General features: G+C 67.1%; 16 protein-coding genes and 4 tRNA genes. 15 read left to right on the top strand and 5 right to left on the bottom strand.

The window, feature by feature from the left end; translation table 11 throughout:
• Window positions 1-13 precede the first annotated feature (13 nt).
• The 13 genes from AC1DYD_RS37570 (at window position 14) to AC1DYD_RS37510 (ending at window position 15430) form a co-directional block, all read left to right on the top strand.
• A complete protein-coding gene (locus AC1DYD_RS37570) occupies window positions 14-1918 on the top strand; it encodes a potassium transporter Kup (RefSeq protein WP_478177828.1) in 1905 nt (634 codons plus the stop codon).
• A gap of 341 nt (window positions 1919-2259) precedes the next feature.
• Window positions 2260-3411, top strand: a complete 1152-nt coding sequence (locus AC1DYD_RS37565) for an efflux RND transporter periplasmic adaptor subunit (RefSeq protein ID WP_478177821.1) — start codon at window positions 2260-2262, stop codon at window positions 3409-3411.
• Between the two features lie 10 nt (window positions 3412-3421).
• Entirely contained in the window at window positions 3422-6589 is a 3168-nt protein-coding gene (locus tag AC1DYD_RS37560) for an efflux RND transporter permease subunit (protein WP_478177820.1), read from the top strand.
• Between the two features lie 134 nt (window positions 6590-6723).
• Window positions 6724-6810: transfer RNA gene (locus AC1DYD_RS37555), tRNA-Leu, on the top strand.
• Between the two features lie 31 nt (window positions 6811-6841).
• Window positions 6842-8155, top strand: a complete 1314-nt coding sequence (gene tig, locus AC1DYD_RS37550; protein WP_478177819.1) for a trigger factor — start codon at window positions 6842-6844, stop codon at window positions 8153-8155.
• 91 nt (window positions 8156-8246) lie between these two features.
• Complete coding sequence (gene clpP / locus AC1DYD_RS37545; protein ID WP_093159368.1) at window positions 8247-8855, top strand: ATP-dependent Clp endopeptidase proteolytic subunit ClpP; 609 nt, start codon at window positions 8247-8249, stop codon at window positions 8853-8855.
• A 138-nt stretch (window positions 8856-8993) separates the two neighbouring features.
• Window positions 8994-10259, top strand: coding sequence for an ATP-dependent Clp protease ATP-binding subunit ClpX (clpX, locus tag AC1DYD_RS37540; protein ID WP_478177818.1), 1266 nt, complete (start codon window positions 8994-8996; stop codon window positions 10257-10259).
• A gap of 238 nt (window positions 10260-10497) precedes the next feature.
• Complete coding sequence (lon, locus tag AC1DYD_RS37535) at window positions 10498-12939, top strand: endopeptidase La (protein WP_478177817.1); 2442 nt, start codon at window positions 10498-10500, stop codon at window positions 12937-12939.
• Window positions 12940-12993: 54 nt separating this feature from the next.
• Window positions 12994-13069 (top strand) — tRNA-Gly (locus AC1DYD_RS37530).
• 55 nt (window positions 13070-13124) lie between these two features.
• A tRNA-Cys gene (locus AC1DYD_RS37525) sits at window positions 13125-13198 on the top strand.
• Between the two features lie 86 nt (window positions 13199-13284).
• Window positions 13285-13377 (top strand) — tRNA-Leu (locus tag AC1DYD_RS37520).
• Between the two features lie 22 nt (window positions 13378-13399).
• Window positions 13400-14041 (top strand): DUF6806 family protein, encoded by a 642-nt coding sequence (locus AC1DYD_RS37515; RefSeq protein ID WP_478177816.1) that lies wholly within the window; start codon window positions 13400-13402, stop codon window positions 14039-14041.
• 90 nt (window positions 14042-14131) lie between these two features.
• Complete coding sequence (locus AC1DYD_RS37510; protein ID WP_478177815.1) at window positions 14132-15430, top strand: MFS transporter; 1299 nt, start codon at window positions 14132-14134, stop codon at window positions 15428-15430.
• Window positions 15431-15458: 28 nt separating this feature from the next.
• On the opposite strand, the gene AC1DYD_RS37505 is transcribed toward AC1DYD_RS37510, so the two are convergent.
• Genes AC1DYD_RS37505 through AC1DYD_RS37490 form a run of 4 tightly spaced genes read right to left on the bottom strand, consistent with a single transcriptional unit; the run spans window position 15459 to window position 18890 of the window.
• The gene (locus AC1DYD_RS37505) at window positions 15459-16232 is read right to left on the bottom strand and encodes a PA3715 family protein (RefSeq protein ID WP_478177814.1); all 774 of its coding nucleotides are present in this window, start codon (window positions 16230-16232) and stop codon (window positions 15459-15461) included.
• The gene (murI, locus tag AC1DYD_RS37500; protein ID WP_478177813.1) at window positions 16232-17044 is read right to left on the bottom strand and encodes a glutamate racemase; all 813 of its coding nucleotides are present in this window, start codon (window positions 17042-17044) and stop codon (window positions 16232-16234) included. Before murI ends, AC1DYD_RS37505 begins: the two co-directional genes overlap by 1 nt.
• Window positions 17041-18591 carry a fumarate hydratase gene (locus AC1DYD_RS37495; RefSeq protein ID WP_478177812.1) on the bottom strand — a complete coding sequence of 517 codons (1551 nt, stop codon included), beginning with the start codon at window positions 18589-18591 and terminating at the stop codon, window positions 17041-17043. The genes murI and AC1DYD_RS37495 overlap by 4 nt, the downstream gene beginning before the upstream one ends.
• A 41-nt stretch (window positions 18592-18632) precedes the next feature.
• Complete coding sequence (locus AC1DYD_RS37490) at window positions 18633-18890, bottom strand: hypothetical protein (protein WP_478177811.1); 258 nt, start codon at window positions 18888-18890, stop codon at window positions 18633-18635.
• A 19-nt stretch (window positions 18891-18909) separates the two neighbouring features.
• Between AC1DYD_RS37490 and fumC the strand changes: the two genes are divergently transcribed.
• Window positions 18910-20307, top strand: coding sequence for a class II fumarate hydratase (gene fumC, locus AC1DYD_RS37485; protein WP_478177810.1), 1398 nt, complete (start codon window positions 18910-18912; stop codon window positions 20305-20307).
• A gap of 19 nt (window positions 20308-20326) precedes the next feature.
• Here fumC and AC1DYD_RS37480 read toward each other — a convergent pair whose 3' ends face one another.
• The gene (locus AC1DYD_RS37480; protein ID WP_478177809.1) at window positions 20327-20944 is read right to left on the bottom strand and encodes a YqhA family protein; all 618 of its coding nucleotides are present in this window, start codon (window positions 20942-20944) and stop codon (window positions 20327-20329) included.
• A gap of 165 nt (window positions 20945-21109) precedes the next feature.
• On the opposite strand from AC1DYD_RS37480, the gene AC1DYD_RS37475 reads away from it, so the two are divergent.
• Window positions 21110-21424, top strand: a 315-nt coding sequence (locus AC1DYD_RS37475) for an acetyl-coenzyme A synthetase N-terminal domain-containing protein (RefSeq protein ID WP_478177808.1), incomplete at its 3' end; no start/stop codon positions are given.

Below are 21424 nucleotides of genomic sequence, written 5' to 3'. Positions count from 1 at the left end.
AACCAAGCAGACCATGAATCCCTCCGCGTCTTCGCCGCCCCGGCCGCCCCGGCCGTTCCTGCCGTTCGTGATGGTCGCGGCGCTCGGCGTGGTCTTCGGCGACATCGGCACTTCGCCGCTCTATGCCTTCAAGGAGACCCTGAACCCGGAGCACGGCGTGCCCTTCACGCCCGACGCGGTGCTCGGGCTGCTGTCGCTGATCTTCTGGGGCCTGATGTTCGTCGTGACGCTGAAGTACGTGGTGTTCGTGCTGCGCGCCGATCATGACGGCGAAGGGGGCATCCTCGCCTTGCAGGCGCTGGCCGGCAACGCGGTGGCCGGCCCGCCGGCGGCCCGGCCCTGGCTCGTGCAGGCCATCGGCCTGCTGGGGCTGGTGGGTGCGGCCACCTTCTATGGCGACAGCCTGATCACGCCCGCCATCTCGGTCCTGTCGGCCGTCGAAGGCCTGGAGGTCGAGGCGCCGGGCTTGCAGCCCTTCGTGATTCCGATCACCGTCGCGATCCTGGTCGCCTTCTTCGCGGTGCAGCGCAAGGGGACCGGGGCGGTCGGCATGATCTTCGGGCCGGTGATGCTGCTGTGGTTCCTGCTGATCGCTCTGATGGGGCTGTGGCAGGTGCTGCAGCAGCCTCAGGTGCTGGCGGCGCTCGACCCGAGCCATGCGGTCGGCTTCGTGGTGCAGCACCGCGCCCAGTCGCTGGCGGTGCTGGGCGCCGTGTTCCTGGCCTTCACGGGGGGCGAGGCGCTGTATGCCGACATGGGGCATTTCGGCGCCCGGCCGATCCGGCTGGCCTGGCTCTTCATCGCCTTGCCCGCGCTGGTCATGAACTATTTCGGCCAGGGGGCGCTGGTGCTCGCGAACCCGGCCGCCATCGACAATCCGTTCTTTCGTCTTCTACCCTCCTGGGCCGTGTTGCCGATGGTGGTGCTGGCCGCCATGGCGACCGTGATCGCCTCGCAGGCCGTGATCTCGGGCGCCTTCTCGATCACGGCGCAGGCCATGCGCATGGGCTACCTGCCGCGCATGCGGATCGTCCAGACCTCCGGCGAGACCATCGGCCAGATCTACGTCCCGACCGTCAACTGGCTGTTGATGGTCGGCGTGCTGCTGCTGGTGCTCGGTTTTCGCAGCTCGAGTGCCTTGTCGGCGGCCTACGGGATCGCGGTCTCGATCACGATGGTCACCACCACGCTGCTGACCGGCGTGGTCGCCTGGCGCCTGTGGCGCTGGAACCGGGTCGCTGTGCTCGTCGGGGCGCTGCTGTTCGCTGCGGTCGACCTCACTTTCGTGTTCGCCAACAGCCTGAAGGTCGCGCAGGGCGGCTGGCTCACGCTGGCGGTGGCTGCAGGCGTGATGCTGGTGTTCACGACCTGGGGCAAGGGCCGGCGGCTCGGGCTGGCGGCGGCGGAGGCCCAGCGCCTGCCGCTGCAGCCTTTCGTCCGTTCGCTCGAGGCCCACATGCCGCACCGGGTCCGCGGGACGGCCGTGTTCCTCAATCCCGATGCCGACTCGGTGCCGCATGCCTTGTTGCACAACCTCAAGCACAACCAGGTGCTGCACGAACAGGCGATCGTGCTCAGGGTGCTGCCCTGCAACACGCCGCGGGTCGACGCCCGCGAACGGATCGAGGCCGAGGCGCTCGGCAGCGGGGTCTGGGTGGTCACCGCGCGCCACGGCTACATGGAGCGGCCCGACGTGCCGGAGTTCATCCGCATCCTCGCCTACCAGAAGGGCCTGGCCTGCGATTCGATGACAACCTCCTATTTCGTGTCGCGGGCCACCGTCGTGCACGAGCACCTGCCGGGCATGAACCCGCTGCGCAGGGCGCTGTTCAGCTGGCTGCAGCGCAACGCGGGCCGAGCCTCCGACTACTTCGAGCTGCCGGACAACCGGCTCGTGGAGATGGGGCAGCGGGCGTAGATTACCCCCACGCTCCCTCACTTCGTGTGGTCGCTGCCCCCCGAGGGGGCCGCAGGCCGCCTTGGGGCGGCCCGGCGCCGGCCTGGCCCCCACGCTCTCCCACTGCGTGTGGTCGCTGCCCCCCGAGGGGGCCGCAGGCCGCCTTGGGGCGGCCCGGCGCCGGCCTGAGCCCCCACGCTCYCCCACKGCGTGTGGGTCGCTGCCCCCCGAGGGGGCCGCAGGCCGCCTTGGGGCGGCCCGACAGTCGGGCGGGGAACTTTTTGTTTGACACCGATTCGCGTTTACCCTAAATTACTAACCGGCTGGTCATTAATGACCCCGTTTTCCTTCAAGGGTGCTCCATGACCGCGTCGTCCTTCATTTCCTTTTCTGGTCACGCCGGGCTCGTGCTGACGGCGTTGCTGCTGGCCGGCTGTTCGCGGCCGCCGGCGGCCGAAGAGCCCTTGCGGGCGGTCAAGGTGGTCCAGGTCGGCGCCAGCACCTATGGCACCGAGCCCGAGTTCTCGGCCGAGGTGAAGGCCCGGGTCGACTCGCGGCTCGGCTTTCGGGTGGCCGGCAAGATCGCGCGTCGTCAGGCCGAACTCGGCCAGCACGTGCAGGCCGGCCAGGTGCTGGCTCAGCTCGACCCGCAGGATTTCCGGCTCGCCGCCGAAGGGGCGCGGGCGCAGCATGCGGCGGCGCTGACCAACCGCGACCTGGCCCTGGCGGACCTGAAGCGCTACCGAGAACTGCGGCAGCAGAACTTCATCAGCGGCGCCGACCTCGAGCGCCGCGAAAGCACCTACAAGGCCGCCCAGGCGCAGCTCGAGCAGGCGCAGGCGCAACTCTCCGCGCAGGGCAACCAGACCAGCTACACCACGCTGGTGGCCGACGTGCCGGGCATCGTGACCGCGATCGAGGCCGAGCCGGGGCAGGTGGTCGCGGCGGGGGCGCCGGTCGTGCGCATCGCCCAGGACGGCGCCCGCGACGTCGTCTTCGCGGTGCCCGAGGACCGCGCGGCGCTGATCAAGCCGGGCTCGGCCGTGACGGTGCGCGGCTGGGCCGCCAACGGCGAATTCGAGGGCAAGGTGCGCGAGGTCGCCGCCAGCGCCGACGCCGTGACGCGCACCTATGCGGTGAAGGTGGCGATCGATGCCGCCACTTCGCCGGCCCTCGGCGCCACGGTCTACGCGCGGCCCAGGGCGCTGTCGCAAAGCGGCACGCCGGTGCTCAAGCTGCCGACCAGCGCCCTGCGCCAGGAAGGCGCCGGTACCGCGGTCTGGGTCCTGGACCCGGACAGCATGACGGTGCGTTCGCAGCTGGTGCAGGTCGCCACGGCCGACGGCAACGATGCCGTCATCGCCTCGGGTGTGGTGCCGGGGATGCTGGTGGTGGCGGCCGGCGTGCACGTGCTGTCGCCTGGACAGAAGGTGTCGATCTACCGCGACAAGACCGCGGCCGCTGCGGCGGCGGCAACGCAGCCGGCCGCCGTGGCGCCGGTGGCTTTGCGCTGAGGACGCCGCGATGAGCGCGCAGCAGAACGCCGAGGCCGGCAAGGCCGGCTTCAACCTCTCCAAATGGGCCCTCGAACACGCGGCCCTGACGCGCTACCTGATGCTGGTGCTGATGCTGCTGGGCTTCGCGTCCTACTTCCAGCTCGGCCAGGATGAGGACCCGCCCTTCACCTTCCGGGCGATGGTGGTTCGCACCTACTGGCCCGGTGCCACGGCGCAACAGGTGGCTGAACAGGTGACCGACAAGCTCGAGCGCACCTTGCAGGAGGCACCGTACGCCGACAAGATCCGCAGCTACTCCAAGCCCGGCGAGTCGCAGATCATCTTCGAGATCAAGGATTCATCGAAGCCCGGCGAGGTCGCGAACGTCTGGTACACGGTGCGCAAGAAGATCAGCGACATGCGCTCCACCTTGCCGGCCGGCGTCCAGGGCCCGTTTTTCAACGATGATTTCGGCGATGTCTACGGCGTGATCTACGCGCTGGAAAGCGACGGTTTCAGCTACGCCGAGCTCAAGACCTTCGCCGACGATGTGCGGCAACGGCTGCTGCGCGTCAAGGACGTGGCCAAGGTCGAGGAGTTCGGCGTCCAGGACGAGAAGATCTTCATCGAGGTGTCGCAGAAGCGCATCGCGCAGCTGGGGCTGGACTTCAACGCCGTGCTGGCCCAGATCGGCTCGCAGAACGCGGTCGAGAGCGCCGGCACGATCCAGGCGCCGCTGGACGTGGTCCAGGTTCGCGTGGGCGGCCAGTTCACCAGCGTCGAGCAGTTGCGCGCGATGCCGATCCGCGGCAGCTCCGGCAACCATCTGCGCCTCGGCGACATCGCCGAGATCCGCCGCGGCTACGTCGATCCGCCGGCGATCAAGGTGCGCCACCAGGGCCGCGAGGTGATCGCCCTCGGCGTCTCGATGGCCAAGGGCGGCGACATCATCGCGCTCGGCAAGGCGCTGCGCGCCGCCACCGGCGAGATCGACAAGCGGCTGCCGCTCGGCGTCAAGCTGGTGCAGGTCCAGGACCAGCCGGTGTCGGTGGCCAGCTCGGTCAACGAATTCGTCAGCGTGCTGATCGAGGCGGTGGCGATCGTGCTGGCGGTCAGCTTCGTCGCGCTCGGGCTGCACAAGGGCGGGCGCTTCGGCTGGTACGTGGACATCCGCCCCGGGCTGGTGGTGGCGATCACGATCCCGCTGGTGCTGGCCGTGACCTTCCTGGCGATGAACTACTTCGGCATCGGCCTGCACAAGATATCGCTGGGCTCGCTGATCATCGCGCTCGGCCTGCTGGTGGACGACGCGATCATCGCGGTCGAGATGATGGTGCGCAAGATGGAGGAGGGCTACGACAAGGTGCGCGCCGCGACCTTCGCCTACGACGTCACGGCCAAGCCGATGCTGACCGGCACCCTGATCACCGCGGCCGGCTTCCTGCCGATCGGTCTGGCCAAGTCGGTCACCGGCGAATACACCTACGCGATCTTCGCGGTGACCGTGATCGCGCTGGTGCTGAGCTGGTTCGTCTCGGTCTACTTCGTGCCCTACCTGGGCACGCTGCTGCTCAAGGTCAAGCCGCACGACCCGGACGCGCCGCCGCACGAGCTCTTCGACACCCCCTTCTACAACGCCTTCCGCAAGTCGGTGAACTGGTGCGTCGAGCACCGCTGGCTGACCATCGGCGCGACCGTGCTGATGTTCGCGCTCGGCATCGCCGGCATGGGCAAGGTGCAGCAGCAGTTCTTCCCCGATTCGAGCCGGCCCGAGATCCTGGTCGAGCTGTGGTTCCCCGAGGGAACCTCCTTCGCGGCCAACGAGGAAGTCGTCAAGCGCGTCGAGACCCGGCTGCAGCAGGAGGGGGGCATCTCCAGCATCACGAGCTGGATCGGCTCCGGCGTGCCGCGCTTCTACCTGCCGCTCGACCAGGTGTTCCCGCAGACCAACGTGGCCCAGCTGATCGTGCTGTCGAAGGACCTCAAGGTGCGCGAGAAGCTGCGTCTTCTGCTGCCGGCCGTGCTGGCGCAGGAGTTTCCCGAGGCCCGCGGCCGCGTCAAGCTGCTGCCCAACGGGCCGCCGGTGGCCTACCCGGTGCAGTTCCGCGTCGTCGGCGCCGACCCGGCCCAGCTGCGCGTGCACGCCGACCAAGTCAAGGCGCTGATGCGCGAGAACCCCAACATGCGCGGGGTCAACGACAACTGGAACGAGTCGGTCAAGGTGATCCGGCTCGAGGTCGATCAGGACAAGGCGCGCGCGCTCGGCGTCACCAGCCAGGCCATCGCCCAGGCCTCGCGCACCATGTTCAGCGGCACCACGGTCGGCCAGTACCGCGAGAACGACCTGCTGATCGACATCGTGCTGCGCCAGTCGCCGGACGAGCGCGAGGCGATCTCGGACATCGGCAACGCCTACCTGCCCACCAATTCGGGCCGCTCGATTCCGCTGACCCAGATCGCCAGGCCGACGTTCAGCTGGGAGCCGGGCGTGATGTGGCGCTGGAACCGGGACTATGCGATCACGGTGCAGGGCGACATCGTCGAAGGCCTGCAGGGCGCGACCGTGACCAACGAGCTGCTGCCGAAGCTGCGCGCGCTCGAGGCCCGCTGGCTGGCCGCCGGGGACGGCGCCTACCGGATCGAGGTGGCGGGCGCCGTGGAGGAGAGCAGCAAGGGCTCGGCCTCGATCGTGGCCGGCGTGCCGATCATGCTGTTCCTGGTGTTCACGCTGCTGATGCTGCAGCTGCACAGTTTCAGCCGCTCGCTGCTGGTCTTCATCACGGGGCCGCTCGGCATCGTCGGCGTGGCCGGCGCGCTGCTGGCCTTGAACCGGCCCTTCGGCTTCGTCGCCTTGCTCGGCGTGATCGCGCTGATGGGCATGATCCAGCGCAACGCGGTGATCCTGATCGACCAGATCGAGAGCGACCGCGCCGCCGGCGTGCCGGCCTGGGACGCCATCGTCGAATCGGCGGTGCGGCGCCTCCGGCCGATCGTGCTGACCGCGGCCGCCGCGGTGCTGGCGATGATCCCGTTGTCGCGCAGCGTCTTCTGGGGCCCGATGGCGGTGGCGATCATGGGCGGGCTGATCGTCGCCACCGTGCTGACGCTGCTGGCGCTGCCGGCGATGTACGCGGCTTGCTTCCGCGTCGGGCGCGAGACGCCGGCGCCGTCAGGAATCGCTCCGGTTAGCGTTTAAAATACGCGGTTGACCGATTTCAGGCGGGTGGGGCGAAGGCCCTGCCGCCGCAAATTGCCGAACTATCGAAAGCAGGGCGCCCAGGGCGCCTGGCCATCGTCGGTACTCACCTGAAAAAACTGAAAACTGGAATTGCGCGGGTGGCGAAATTGGTAGACGCACCAGGTTTAGGTCCTGACGTTCGCAAGAACGTGCCGGTTCGAGTCCGGCCCCGCGCACCAGCAGAAAAGACCCCTCAAAAGGAAGACTGAAATGACCGTGAACGTTGAAACCCTCGAGAAACTCGAACGCAAGATCACGCTGACCTTGCCGGTCGGCACCATCCAGTCCGAGGTCGATTCGCGCCTCAAGAAGCTGGCCCGCACCGTCAAGATGGACGGATTCCGTCCTGGCAAGGTGCCGATGAACGTCGTCGCCCAGCGTTACGGCTACTCGGTCCACTACGAGGTCATGAACGACAAGGTCGGCGAGGCCTTCTCGCAGGCCGCCAACGAAGCCAAGCTGCGCGTCGCCGGCCAGCCGCGCATCACCGAGAAGGAAGAGTCGCCCGAAGGCCAGCTGGCCTTCGATGCGGTCTTCGAAGTCTTCCCCGAGGTCAAGATCAACGACCTGTCGGGCGCCGACGTCGAGAAGATCGACGCCGAAGTGGGTGACGAAGCCATCGGCAAGACCCTCGACATCCTGCGCAAGCAGCGCCGCACCTTTGCCCAGCGCGCACAAGACGCCGCCGTGGCCGACAACGACCGCGTCACGGTCGATTTCGAAGGCAAGATCGACGGCGAGACCTTCCAGGGCGGCAAGGCCGAGGACTTCCAGTTCATCGTCGGCGAAGGCCAGATGCTGAAGGAGTTCGAAGACGCCGTGCGCGGCCTGAAGTCCGGCGACAGCCGCACCTTCCCGCTGTCGTTCCCGGCCGACTACCACGGCAAGGACGTGGCCGGCAAGCAGGCCGACTTCATGGTCACCGTGAAGAAGATCGAGGCCTCGCACCTGCCCGAAGTCAACGAGCAGCTCGCCAAGTCGCTCGGCATCGCCGACGCCACGGTCGAAGGCCTGCGCGCCGACATCAAGCGCAACCTCGAGCGCGAGGTCAAGTTCCGCCTGCTGGCGCGCAACAAGAACGCCGTGATGGACGCCCTGATCGCCAACGCCGAACTCGACCTGCCGAAGTCCAGTGTGCAGGCCGAAGTCGACCGCATGATCGAAGGCGCCCGCGCCGAGCTGAAGCAGCGCGGCATCAAGGATGCCGACAGGGCGCCGATCCCCGACGACGTGTTCCGTCCCCAGGCCGAGCGCCGCGTGCGCCTGGGCCTGGTGGTGGCCGAGCTGGTGCGTGCCAACAACCTGCAGGCCAAGCCGGAGCAGATCAAGGCCCACATCGACGAACTCGCCGCCAGCTACGAGAAGCCGGCCGACGTCGTGCGCTGGTATTTCAGCGACAACCGCCGCCTGGCGGAAGTCGAAGCGGTGGTGATCGAGAACAATGTCACGGACTTCGTGCTCGGCAAGGCCAAGGTCAATGCCAAGTCGGTGTCCTTCGACGAGCTGATGGCCCAGCAGGGCTGATCCCGCAGGCTGCCGCGCCATGGGGCTTGTGCTTTGTGGCACGAGCCCCATTTCGTCTGGGTACTGTACAAAACCCCTCTGGAGAGCACACATGAGCGCACAGGAAATTCAAGGCCTCGGCATGGTTCCGATGGTCATCGAGCAATCGGGCCGCGGCGAGCGTTCCTACGACATCTATTCGCGCCTGCTCAAGGAGCGCGTGATCTTCCTGGTCGGCGAAGTCAACGACCAGACCGCCAACCTGGTGGTGGCGCAGCTGCTGTTCCTCGAGAGCGAGAACCCCGACAAGGACATTTCGTTCTACATCAACTCCCCGGGCGGCAGCGTCAGCGCCGGCATGGCGATCTACGACACCATGCAGTTCATCAAGCCGGCCGTGTCGACCCTGTGCATCGGCTTCGCGGCCAGCATGGGCGCCTTCCTGCTGGCGGCCGGCGAGAAGGGCAAGCGTTTCTCGCTGCCCAATTCGAAGATCATGATCCACCAGGTGCTCGGCGGCGCCCGCGGCCAGGCCACGGACATCGAGATCCATGCCCGCGACATCCTGAAGACCCGCGAGCAGATGAACCGCATCCTGGCCGAGCGTACCGGCCAGTCGTTCGAGAAGATCGCCCGCGATACCGAGCGCGACTACTTCCTGACGGCCGACGAATCCAAGGAGTACGGCCTGATCGACCAGGTCATCTCCAAGCGCAGCTGAAAGGCCCGGCGCTGAGGCGCGCGAGCAACAACGGCGTTTTCCTCCGGGGAAAACGCCGTTTTTCTTCAGGCCAGCGATGGGCTTGTGGGCTTTTATCTTCGCTATCATTGTTAAACCCCTGTTACGAGGCATTTGCCCATGGCCGAGAAAAAAGGCTCCTCCAGCGAAAAAACGCTTTACTGCTCGTTCTGCGGGAAGAGCCAGCACGAGGTCAAGAAGCTGATCGCCGGTCCGTCGGTCTTCATCTGCGACGAGTGCATCGACCTGTGCAACGAGATCATCCGCGACGAGCTGCCCGCGGGTGACGACGCGCGCGAGGCGCGCCACGACCTGCCGACGCCGCTGGAGATCAAGGCCAACCTCGACAACTACGTGATCGGCCAGGAGCCCGCCAAGCGGATGCTCGCGGTAGCGGTCTACAACCACTACAAGCGCTTGCGCCACAAGGAGAAATCCAAGGGCGACGACGTCGAGCTCAGCAAGAGCAACATTCTCCTGATCGGCCCGACCGGTTCGGGCAAGACGCTGCTGGCTCAGACCCTGGCGCGGATGCTCGACGTGCCCTTCGTGATGGCCGACGCCACCACGCTGACCGAGGCCGGCTATGTCGGCGAAGACGTCGAGAACATCATTCAGAAGCTGCTGCAGAGCTGCAATTACGAGGTCGAGCGGGCCCAGCGCGGCATCGTCTACATCGACGAGATCGACAAGATCTCGCGCAAGTCGGACAACCCCTCGATCACCCGCGACGTCTCGGGCGAGGGCGTGCAGCAGGCGCTGCTGAAACTGATCGAAGGCACCATGGCCAGCGTGCCGCCGCAGGGCGGGCGCAAGCACCCGAACCAGGATTTCCTGCAGATCGACACCACCAACATCCTGTTCATCTGCGGCGGCGCCTTTGCCGGGCTCGAGAAGGTGATCGAGAACCGCACCGAGGCCTCGGGCATCGGCTTCGGCGCCACGGTCAAGAGCAAGCAACAGCGCAGCGTCACCGAGGTGTTCCGCGAGGTCGAACCCGAAGACCTGATCAAGTTCGGGCTGATTCCCGAGCTGGTCGGCCGGATGCCGGTGGTGGCCTCGCTGGCCGAACTCAGCGAGGAAGCGCTGGTCCAGATCCTGACCGAGCCCAAGAACGCGGTGGTCAAGCAGTTCACCAAGCTGCTGCAGATGGAAGGCGTCGACCTCGAGATCCGTCCCGCGGCGCTGAAGGCGATCGCCCGCAAGGCCCTGGCCCGCAAGACCGGCGCCCGCGGCCTGCGCTCGATCCTCGAGCAGTCGCTGATCGATACCATGTTCGAACTGCCGAACGCCACCAACGTCGACAAGGTGGTGGTCGAAGAGTCCACGATCGACGAGAACAAGCCCCCGCTGCTGGTCTATCGCGAGGCAGCCAAGAAGGCCTGATGTGGCCCCCACGCTTCCTCACTGCGTGTAGGCGCTGCCCCCCGAGGGGGCGCCCGCAGGCCGCCCGTCTGCGCGAAGCGCGGACTTCGCCGCGCAGGCGGCCCGGCGCCGGCCTGATGCCCCCCCGGGCGCTTGCGGTTCTCTGCGAGCCGTCCGGCGTCTTTGACGAAGACCGTGCCCGCGCACTTGAAAAGTGCGCGCGGCCGACCATCTTTCCATGATCAATTAAAGGATTCCCATGTCCGGTCATACCCCCCTGCCTGCCACCGAGCTCGACCTGCCGCTGCTGCCGCTGCGCGACGTCGTCGTGTTCCCCCACATGGTCATCCCGCTGTTCGTCGGCCGGCCCAAGAGCATCAAGGCGCTCGAGCTGGCGATGGAGGCCGAGCGCCGCATCATGCTGGTGGCGCAGAAGGCCGCCGCCAAGGACGAGCCCTCGGTCGAGGACATGTTCGAGGTCGGCTGCATCTCGACCATCCTGCAGATGCTGAAGCTGCCCGACGGCACCGTGAAGGTGCTGGTCGAAGGCCAGCAGCGCGCCCGCGTGAACCGCATCGACGACGGCGAGACCCATTTCTCGGCCAACGTGACGCCGGTCGAGGCGATCGAGGTCGCGGTCCAGAAAGGCACCGAGGTCGAGGCGCTGCGCCGTGCCGTGATGCAGCAGTTCGACCAGTACGTGAAGCTCAACAAGAAGATCCCGCCCGAGATCCTGACCTCGATCTCGAGCATCGACGATCCGGGCCGGCTGGCCGACACCATCGCCGCCCATTTGCCGCTCAAGCTCGACAACAAGCAGGCCGTGCTCGACCTCGACGACATCAAGGCGCGGCTCGAGAACCTGTTCGGCCAGCTCGAGCGCGAGGTCGACATCCTCAACGTCGACAAGAAGATCCGTGGCCGCGTGAAGCGCCAGATGGAAAAGAACCAGCGCGACTTCTACCTCAACGAGCAGGTCAAGGCGATCCAGAAGGAGCTCGGAGAAGGCGAGGAGGGCGCGGACATCGAGGAGATCGAGAAGAAGATCAAGCTCGCCAAGATGCCCAAGGAAGCGCTCAAGAAGGCCGAGGGCGAGCTCAAGAAGCTCAAGCTGATGTCGCCGATGTCGGCCGAGGCGACCGTGGTGCGCAACTACATCGACGTGCTGATCGGCCTGCCGTGGAGCAAGAAGACCAAGATCAAGCACGACCTCGCCCATGCCGAGGAGGTCCTCAACGAAGACCACTACGGCCTCGAGAAGGTCAAGGACCGCATCCTGGAATATCTCGCGGTGCAGCAGCGCGTCGACAAGGTCAAGGCGCCGATCCTGTGCCTGGTCGGCCCGCCGGGCGTCGGCAAGACCTCGCTCGGGCAATCGATCGCCAAGGCGACCGGTCGCAAGTACACGCGCATGGCGCTCGGCGGCATGCGCGACGAGGCCGAGATCCGCGGCCATCGCCGCACCTACATCGGCGCATTGCCGGGCAAGGTGCTGCAGAGCCTCAACAAGGTCGGCACGCGCAACCCGCTGTTCCTGCTCGACGAGATCGACAAGCTCGGCACCGACTTCCGCGGCGATCCGTCAAGTGCGCTGCTGGAAGTGCTCGACCCGGAACAGAACCACACCTTCGGCGACCACTACGTCGAGGTCGACTTCGACCTCTCCGATGTGATGTTCGTCGCCACCTCGAACTCGATGAACATCCCGCCGGCGCTGCTGGACCGGATGGAAGTGATCCGCCTGGCGGGCTACACCGAGGATGAGAAGACCCACATCGCGCTGAAGTACCTGCTGCCCAAGCAGATGAAGAACAACGGCGTGAAGGAAGACGAGCTGCTGATCAACGAGGAAGCGGTGCGCGACATCGTGCGCTACTACACCCGCGAGGCCGGCGTGCGCTCGCTCGAGCGCGAGCTTTCGAAGATCTGCCGCAAGGTGGTCAAGGGCCTGCTGCTCAAGAAGATGGAGCCGAAGGTGCTGGTCACCGGCGCCAACCTGAACGACTTCCTGGGCGTGCGCAAGTACAGCTTCGGCCTGGCCGAGAAGCAGAACCAGGTCGGCCAGGTGGTCGGCCTCGCCTGGACCGAGGTCGGCGGCGACCTGCTGACGATCGAGGCCGTGACGATGCCCGGCAAGGGCGTGATCAGCCGCACCGGCTCGCTCGGCGACGTCATGAAGGAATCGGTCGAGGCGGCCCGCACCGTGGTGCGCAGCCGCGCCCGCCGGCTCGGCATCAAGGATGAGGTGTTCGAGAAGCGCGACATCCATATCCACGTGCCCGATGGCGCGACGCCCAAGGACGGCCCGAGCGCGGGCGCCGCGATGACCACCGCCTTCGTGTCGGCGCTGACCGGCATCCCGGTGCGCGGCGACGTCGCGATGACCGGCGAGATCACGCTGCGCGGCGAGGTCACGGCGATCGGCGGCCTGAAGGAGAAGTTGCTGGCCGCCCTGCGCGGCGGCATCAAGACCGTGCTGATCCCCGAGGAGAACGCCAAGGACCTGCAGGACATTCCCGAGAACGTCAAGAACGGCCTCGAGATCGTGCCCGTCAAATGGATCGACAAGGTGCTCGAGATCGCGCTCGAGAAGATGCCGACGCCGCTGTCCGACGAAGAGGTCGCGGCCTCTGCGGCGGCGGTGGCCGAGCTCGCCAAGCAGCGCGCGGCGACGCCGGTCGAAGGATCGGTGAAGCATTGAGCTTCGAGTGTTGCGAGGCCTCGAAAAATTGCTATATAATTCGAGGCTCGAAACGCGGGAATAGCTCAGTTGGTAGAGCGCAACCTTGCCAAGGTTGAGGTCGAGAGTTCGAGACTCTTTTCCCGCTCCAGTTTTGAAAAAGGGAAGCTTGTGGCTTCCCTTTTTTTCGCAGTACAAGAATTGCTGGCGCGATAGCAAAGCGGTTATGCAACGGATTGCAAATCCGTCTAGCCCGGTTCGACTCCGGGTCGCGCCTCCACCGACATCGGTACCGGAAACGCAGCCCCGCCAACCCACGTTGCCGGGGCTGCTTTCGTTTGCGGTATCGTCGATGTCCGACCGGAAGCCCGGATGGTGAAATTGGTAGACACATCGGACTTAAAATCCGCCGCTTCCTGCATAAGGGGCATACCGGTTCGACCCCGGTTCCGGGCACCACCACACTACAAGGGAGCAAGACATGCCTCGCTATAACGCTCCGTTCGAAATCCATGTGCACGGCGACGTGCCGCTGCGTTCCGACGTGAGCTTCGAGCAGATCCAGGAAGCGCTCGCACCGCTCTGGAAATACGCCGGCGCCAAGTCGCTGGCCGACGGCGCCACCAGCGTCTACGAAGAAGAGCCCGGCATCCGCTTCGAGCAGAAGGAGCACATGCTCCAGATCTGCTGGACCGTGGCCGGCGACGAGGACTTCCGCCAGGCGCTCGACGAGATGTGCATGGCGCTCAACGAGCTGTCCGAGCAGGGCGCGGCGCTCGAGGTCACTTTCTACGACACCGACTTCGACGAGGAAGAGGGCGACCCCGACGAGGAGTCGCGCGACGATTTCCTGATGCTCTTCGTCGGCCCGAACCCGGCCGCCATCATGCAGGTGCAGCGCGACCTGCTGGTGGAAGACGTGGTGAACCTGATGGAGCGCCACTTCGACGGCGCCGAACTCGGCGGCGTGGTGGCCGAGATCGACAAGCTCTTCGGCGACCGCTTCGACGCGCTGGTGAACTCGCTCGAGATCGGCAAGCGCCCGCGCGGCGGCACCGGCGGCACCGGCGGTGCCGGCAGCGGCGGCCATGGCGGCGGCCGCCGTCCGCGCCACCTGCACTAGCGGATCCCGGCAGGGCCGGACTTGCAGCGGACGTGGAGCGGTCACGCCGCTCCGCTATGCTCGGCGACCATCCACTCGCGGAGTCTTCGCTTGGCCCTGTTTCCCCAGTCCGCCCTCCAACCCGGCGTGCGCAAGCGCGAGGTGTTCGGATGGGCGATGTACGACTTCGCCAATTCGGGCTACACCACGGTGGTCATCACCGCAGTGTTCGCCGCCTACTTCGTCGGCGGCATCGCCAAGGGGGCGCCCTGGGGCGCCTTCGCCTGGACCGCGGCGCTCAGCATCTCCTACGCGATCGTGATGCTGACGATGCCCGCGATCGGCGCCTGGGCCGACCTGCATGCGGCCAAGAAGCGGGTGCTGCTGATCGTGACGGTGGCCTGCGTGGCCGGGACCGCGGCGCTGGCCCTGACGCCGGGCTTCGGCGGCCCCTACGCGGTGGCGCTCGCGATGGCGCTGGTCATCCTCTCGAACACCTTCTATTCCTACGGCGAGTCGCTCACCGGCGCCTTCCTGCCGGAACTCGCCACGGCCGACGGCATGGGCAAGGTCAGCGGCTGGGGCTGGGGCTTCGGCTATCTCGGCGGCATGCTGGCGCTGGGCCTGTGCCTGGCCTATGTGCTGTGGTCCCAGGCCCGCGGCTTGCCGGCGGCGCACTTCGTGCCGGTCACGATGCTGATCACGGCCGCACTCTATGGCACGGCGGCCTGCGCCACCTTCGTCCTGCTGCCCGAGCGCGCATTGCCGCAGCAGCGCGGGCCGGGGCAGAGCGCCTGGCAGCAGCTGCGCGACACTTTCCGCGAGGCCCGCGCCTACCGCGACTTCATGTGGCTGCTGGCCTGCACCGTCTGCTACCAGGGCGGCGTGGCGGTGGCGATCACCCTGGCGGCGATTTACGCCGAGCAGGTGATCGGCTTCGTGCCGAGCGAGACGATGGTGCTGATCTTCGTGCTCAACATCGCGGCGGCGCTGGGTGCCTTCGGCTTCGGCTACCTGCAGGACCGGATCGGCCACCGCCGCTCGCTCGCCGGGACGCTGGTGGCCTGGATCGCGGTCTGCCTGATCGCGGCCTCGGTCAACACCAAGGGTGGATTCTGGTGGGCCGCCGCCATCGCCGGGCTGTCGATGGGGTCCAGCCAGTCGGCCGGCCGCGCCATGACCGGCATCCTGGCGCCGCCGCGCCAGCTGGCCGAATTCTTCGGCCTCTGGACCTTCGCCACCCGGCTGGCCAGCATCGTCGGTCCGCTGAGCTATGGTGCGATCACCTGGGCCACCGGCGGCAACCAGCGGGTCGCGATCCTCGCGACCGCGCTGCTGTTCGTGGGCGGGCTCCTGCTGCTGCTGCCGATCGACATGCGGCGCGGGCGGGACGCGGCGCTGCGGGCCTGAATCGAGGCGACGGGCTGCGCGAGGATTCTCAGGTCGGCGGCGCGGCGGTCTTGACCATGCGGTAGCGCGTGCCGTCGAAGCGCAGCAGCCGCGACTTGAAGGTCTGCCGTTGCTCGTGCGTCGCGCATTCGTCGCCCGCCGGGCTCGACCGGCTTTCGGAGCGGGCCTGGTGCAGGATCAGGTCGGCATAGCCGCCGGCACCGCCGCGCGCCACCGAGAGGCTGCCGCGCACGGTCTCGAAGCTGCCGGTGCAGTTGCTGTCCCATTCGCCCTGCTCGAGCGCGAGCTCCAGCCCATCGAGCACTTTCGCGAGCTTCGGGCCCTGGGGCACATAGAGCGTCAGGCTCTCGTTGGCATAGGGGGTGGCCCGCGAGGAGCCCTGGCGCAGGATGCGCAGGCCGAAGGCGCGCGCGTCCGGTGCCAGCGCATAGCGGGCGCCGTCGACCCGGATCTCGGCGATGCGCACCGCGTCTTCGGTCAGCACGTCTTCCTCGAACAGCCGGCTGACGACCTTGGCGCGGTCGGTATTGCCGTTGTCGGCCTGCTGCACCACCAGCACGTCGAGATCGAACTGGACGGTGCCCGGTTCCGTCGAGGGGCGCGGCAACGGCAGCACGACGATGAAGCGGCCCGGCACGCCGCGCCATGGTTCGCACACGGCGCGCTCGTGGTCGAGGCTGCGCTTCGGGTGCAGCTTGGAATGCATGCGCTCGGCGAGCCCGGTGTCGCAGGCTGCGTGGGCGGCGACGCCGAAGCCGGCCAGCAGCCAGCCGAAGCACAGGGCGCGGCACAGGCGGCGCATCAGTCGGTGGCCGTGAGCCAGCGAGCGGCCGCGGCGTCCAGGGCTTCGCGGGCGCCGCTGCTCAGCAGGCGCAGTTCGCCGTCGCCGTCGGCGCGCAGTGCGCCGGCCTGCTCGAGCAGCCGCCGCGCCTGCTGCGCCACGGGGGCGCCGGTGTCGATGAAGCGCACCGCGTCGCCGGTATGGCGCTGCAGTTCGTCGGCGATGAAGGGGTAGTGGGTGCAGCCCAGCACCAGCGTGTCGATGTCCCCGTCAGCGCTGCCGAAGCGCCCGGCGGCCGCCAGGTAGCGCTCGCAGAGTGCCGCGATCCGGGCGTCGTCGGAGCGCTCGATGGCGCCTGCCAGGCCGTCGCAGGCCACGATGCTGAAAGCCGCCTGGCCGGTCAGCGATGCCAGCAGCGCCTGGAACTTGCGGCTCTCCACCGTCACGCGGGTCGCCAGCACCGCGATGTGCCCGGTGCGGCTCAGCGCCACCGCGGGCTTCAGCGCCGGCTCGACACCGACCACCGGCAGCGTCGGATGGTCGGCGCGCAGCCGGTGGATCGCCGCGGCGGTCGCGGTGTTGCAGGCCACCACCAGGGCCTTGATCCGATGGGTGTCGATCAGCTCTCGAGCGACCGCGGCACTGCGTTCGGCGACGAAGGCGTCGCCCCGCTCGCCGTACGGCGTGTGCGCGGTGTCGGCGAAGTACACGAAGCGCTCGTGCGGCAGCGTCTCGCGCAGTGCGTTGAGGACGCTCAGGCCCCCGACGCCGCTGTCGAACACGCCGATCGGATCGTCGGCGCGCGAGGGACCTTCGACGCGCGCCAGGCTCAAGCCGCTTCCAGCGTGATGGTCTTGAATTCGCCGCTGGCAATGCGCTTGCGCCATTCGGCCGGGCCCGTGATGTGGGCGCTGGTGCCGCCGGCGTCGACCGCCACCGTCACCGGCATGTCGACCACGTCGAACTCGTAGATGGCTTCCATGCCGAGGTCCGCGAAGCCGACCACACGGGCGGTCTTGATCGCCTTGCTCACGAGGTAGGCGGCGCCGCCGACCGCCATCAGGTAGGCGCTCTGGTGCTTCTTGATGGCCTCGATCGCGACCGGGCCGCGCTCGGCCTTGCCGATCATCGCGATCAGGCCGGTCTGGGCCAGCATCATCTCGGTGAAGCCGTCCATGCGGGTGGCGGTGGTCGGGCCGGCGGGGCCGACGGCTTCGTTGCCGACCGGGTCGACCGGGCCGACGTAATAGATGACGCGGTTGGTGAAGTCCACCGGCAGCTTCTCGCCCTTGGCCAGCATGTCGGCGATGCGCTTGTGCGCGGCATCGCGGCCGGTCAGCATCTTGCCGTTGAGCAGCAGGGTGTCGCCAGGCTTCCAGCTGGCGACTTCGGCTGGCGTGAGCTGATCGAGGTCGACGCGCTTGCTCTTGTTGTAATCGGGCTGCCAGTCGATCTTCGGCCAGAGGTCGAGCGAGGGCGCCTCGAGGTAGACCGGGCCCGAGCCGTCGAGCACGAAGTGCGCGTGGCGGGTGGCGGCGCAGTTCGGGATCATCGCCACCGGTTTGCTGGCCGCGTGCGTCGGGTACATCTGGATCTTGACGTCGAGCACGGTCGCGAGGCCGCCCAGGCCTTGCGCGCCGATGCCGAGCGCATTGACCTTCTCGTACAGCTCGATGCGCAATGCCTCGACCTTGGTCAGCTCGGCACCCGAGGCCTTCTTGGCCTGCAGCTCGTGCATGTCGAGGTCGTCCATCAGGCTTTGCTTGGCCATCAGCGCGGCCTTCTCGGCGGTGCCGCCGATGCCGATCCCGAGCATGCCGGGCGGGCACCAGCCGGCACCCATGGTCGGAACGGTCTTGAGCACCCAGTCGACGATGCTGTCGCCGGGGTTGAGCATCGCGAGCTTGCTCTTGTTCTCGCTGCCGCCGCCCTTGGCCGCGACCGTCACCTCGACGGTGTTGCCGGGCACGATCTCGGTGAAGATCACGGCCGGCGTGTTGTCCTTGGTGTTCTTGCGGTCGAACTGCGGGTCGGCCACGACCGAGGCGCGCAGCGTGTTGTCCGGGTGGTTGTAGCCGCGGCGCACGCCTTCGTTGATGGCGTCGTCGAGGCTGCCCGTGAAGCCGTCCCAGCGCACGTCCATGCCGACCTTCAGGAACACGTTGACGATGCCGGTGTCCTGGCAGATCGGCCGGTGGCCGGTGGCGCTCATCTTGCTGTTGGTCAGGATCTGCGCCATCGCGTCCTTGGCTGCCGGGCTCTGCTCGCGCTCGTAGGCGCGGGCCAGGTGGGCGATGTAGTCGGCCGGGTGGTAGTAGCTGATGTATTGCAGCGCGGCGGAAACCGACTCGATCAGGTCGGCTTGCTGAATGGTGGTCATGTGGGGAGGGAGGTTCTTGTGAGTGGGGGACGCTGCCGCGATTATCTCAGCCGCCGAAAACCTGCGCGCCTGCTCGGCCGCCAGATCGGCAGCTGCATGATCTCGAACAGTTTCTCGAACCGTTTTCCGGTGATCCGCGCGTCGTGCAGGGCAATCGACATGACTTGTTGACGGTCTTGAGCGCTCCGCTCATAACTTTTCGACATGACGAGAGCCAAGTCGACCCTCCCCATCGATGCGAGCCATTCTTGTTTGCGCCGATACTCCACATTGCGCCCGGCGAGCGGCCGGCCCTTCATCCTGAAAGCGAGCTACGCCATGACCACATCCCCCAAGTCCCGTGTCGAGCGCGACACTTTCGGCCCGATCGAGGTGCCTGCCGACAATCTGTGGGGCGCGCAGACGCAGCGCTCGCTGCAGAACTTCGACATCTCCGGCGAACAGCAGCCGCGGGAAATCATCCGCGCCCTGGCGCAGGTGAAGCGGGCCTCGGCGGTGGTGAACCATGCGCTGGGCCTGCAGGACCCGAAGAAGACCGAGGCCATCGTCGCTGCGGCGGACGAGGTGATCGCCGGCCGCCATCCTGACGAGTTTCCGCTGGTGGTCTGGCAGACCGGTTCGGGCACCCAGACCAACATGAACGTCAACGAAGTGCTGGCCAATCGGGCCAGCGAACTGCTCGGCGGCGAGCGCGGGGAAGGGCGTCTGGTGCACCCGAACGACGATGTCAATCGCAGCCAGTCGTCGAACGACGTCTTTCCGACCGCGATGCACGTAGCGGCGGTCGAGGCCATCACGCACAAGCTGCTGCCCGCGATCGGCAAGCTGCGCGGCACGCTGGATCGGAAATCGAAGGATTTCGCTGACATCGTGAAGATCGGGCGTACGCATCTGCAGGACGCGACGCCGCTCACCCTGGGCCAGGAGTTCTCGGGCTATGTCGCGCAACTCGCGCACGGCGAGGCGCATGTGCGCGCGGCCCTGCCGCATCTGTGCGAACTGGCGCTCGGCGGCACGGCAGTCGGGACCGGCCTGAATGCACCCAAGGGCTATGCCGAGCAGGTGGCAGCCGAGCTCGCGAAGCTCACCGGCCTGCCTTTCGTCACGGCGCCCAACAAGTTCGAGGCGATGGCCTCGGTCGATGCGCTGGTGCATGCGCACGGCGCCCTCAAGACGCTGGCGGCCAGCATGATGAAGATCGCCAACGACGTGCGCTGGCTGGCCAGCGGCCCGCGCAGCGGCATCGGCGAACTCAGCATTCCCGAGAACGAGCCGGGCTCGTCGATCATGCCCGGCAAGGTCAACCCGACCCAGAGCGAGGCGGTCACGATGCTGGCGGCGCAGGTGTTCGGCAACGACGTCGCGATCAACATCGGCGGTGCCTCGGGCAACTTCGAGCTCAACGTGTTCCGGCCGATGGTGGCGCACAACTTCCTGCAGAGCGTGCGGCTGCTGGCCGACGGCATGGTGAGCTTCAACGACCATTGCGCGGCCGGCATCGAGCCGAACCGCGAGCGCATCACCGAACTGGTCCAGCGCTCGCTGATGCTGGTGACCGCGCTCAACACCCACATCGGCTACGACAAGGCCGCCTTCATCGCCAAGAAGGCGCACAAGGAAGGCAGCAGCCTGCGCGAGGCGGCGATCGCCTCGGGGCACCTCACGGCCGAGCAGTTCGACCAGTGGGTGGTGCCCGAGAACATGACGGGGCGCTAGCCCCGGGCGACGGCGCGCTTCAGTGCGCGTCGTCCGGCGACCGCGACATCAGCTTGTCCGTGTAGGCGATGGCCATCGCCGAGAACAGGAAGGTGATGTGGATCGCGGTCTGGGCGATCAGCACGCGGTCGGAGTAGTTGTCCGCGTTGATGAAGGTCTTGAGCAGGTGGATCGAGCTGATGCCGATGATGGCGGTGGCCAGCTTGACCTTCAGCACCGAGGCGTTCACATGGCTCAGCCATTCGGGCTGGTCGCGGTGGCCCTCGAGGTTCATGCGGCTCACGAAGGTCTCGTAGCCACCGACGATCACCATGATCAGCAGGTTGGAGATCATCACGACGTCGATCAGCGCCAGCACGACCAGCATGATCACCGTCTCGTTGAGCGAGGCAACCGGCGCCGAGGTCTTGTAGCCGATGCTCGTCACCAGGGCCTGCAGCGCATCCTCGCTGCCGAAGCCGGCTTCGACCAGGTGGGTCAGTTCGACCAGGAAATGCACCACGTACACGGCCTGGGCCACGATCAGGCCCAGGTACAGCGGCAGTTGCAGCCAGCGGCTGGCGAAGATCAGGTTGGGGAGCGGACGCAGCGGCGAGACCTTGCCCGTTGTTGGAATGAGAGGGTTGTCGTTTGACATCGAAAGGTTTCGGCGAAACTTGCCAACAACTGTAAACGGGCGATTCTAGGGGGCGGCGCGCGTCGTCGCGACGCCATTCCGGGCGCTAACATGTCCCGTCAGTCGTCCGTAAGTGGGGAACCCGACATTACCGCCGGAACATCACGTCAGCTAAAGGAGACAAGAATGAGCAGCGCATCGACGATCGAATCCGTCCTGGTCGAAAACCGTGTCTTTCCGCCGGACGAGCGGGCCAGCGCAGGCGCGCGCATCCCCAGCATGGCGGCCTACGACGCCCTCTGCAAGGAGGCGGCGGACGACTTCGACGGCTTCTGGGCCCGCCTGGCGAAGGCCAACGTGGTGTGGAGCAAGCCCTTCACGCGCACGCTCGACGAGTCGGATGCGCCTTTCTACAAGTGGTTCGAGGACGGCGAGCTCAACGCCTCGGCCAACTGCCTGGACAAGCACATCGGCACGCCGGTCGAGCACAAGACCGCGATC

The sequence above is a fragment of the Variovorax sp. P4_B11 genome (assembly GCF_056402355.1).
Note: the sequence above shows the minus strand (reverse complement) of the source record. Positions and strands in the feature narration are given on the sequence as shown.

Coding starts and splice junctions, on each gene's coding strand:
- AC1DYD_RS37570 (WP_478177828.1), top strand. CDS start 14: ATGAATCCCTCCGCGTCTTCGCCGCCCCGGCCGCCCCGGCCGTTCCTG.
- AC1DYD_RS37565 (WP_478177821.1), top strand. CDS start 2,260: ATGACCGCGTCGTCCTTCATTTCCTTTTCTGGTCACGCCGGGCTCGTG.
- AC1DYD_RS37560 (WP_478177820.1), top strand. CDS start 3,422: ATGAGCGCGCAGCAGAACGCCGAGGCCGGCAAGGCCGGCTTCAACCTC.
- tig (WP_478177819.1), top strand. CDS start 6,842: ATGACCGTGAACGTTGAAACCCTCGAGAAACTCGAACGCAAGATCACG.
- clpP (WP_093159368.1), top strand. CDS start 8,247: ATGAGCGCACAGGAAATTCAAGGCCTCGGCATGGTTCCGATGGTCATC.
- clpX (WP_478177818.1), top strand. CDS start 8,994: ATGGCCGAGAAAAAAGGCTCCTCCAGCGAAAAAACGCTTTACTGCTCG.
- lon (WP_478177817.1), top strand. CDS start 10,498: ATGTCCGGTCATACCCCCCTGCCTGCCACCGAGCTCGACCTGCCGCTG.
- AC1DYD_RS37515 (WP_478177816.1), top strand. CDS start 13,400: ATGCCTCGCTATAACGCTCCGTTCGAAATCCATGTGCACGGCGACGTG.
- AC1DYD_RS37505 (WP_478177814.1), bottom strand. CDS start 16,232: ATGCGCCGCCTGTGCCGCGCCCTGTGCTTCGGCTGGCTGCTGGCCGGC.
- AC1DYD_RS37495 (WP_478177812.1), bottom strand. CDS start 18,591: ATGACCACCATTCAGCAAGCCGACCTGATCGAGTCGGTTTCCGCCGCG.
- AC1DYD_RS37490 (WP_478177811.1), bottom strand. CDS start 18,890: ATGAAGGGCCGGCCGCTCGCCGGGCGCAATGTGGAGTATCGGCGCAAA.
- fumC (WP_478177810.1), top strand. CDS start 18,910: ATGACCACATCCCCCAAGTCCCGTGTCGAGCGCGACACTTTCGGCCCG.
- AC1DYD_RS37480 (WP_478177809.1), bottom strand. CDS start 20,944: ATGTCAAACGACAACCCTCTCATTCCAACAACGGGCAAGGTCTCGCCG.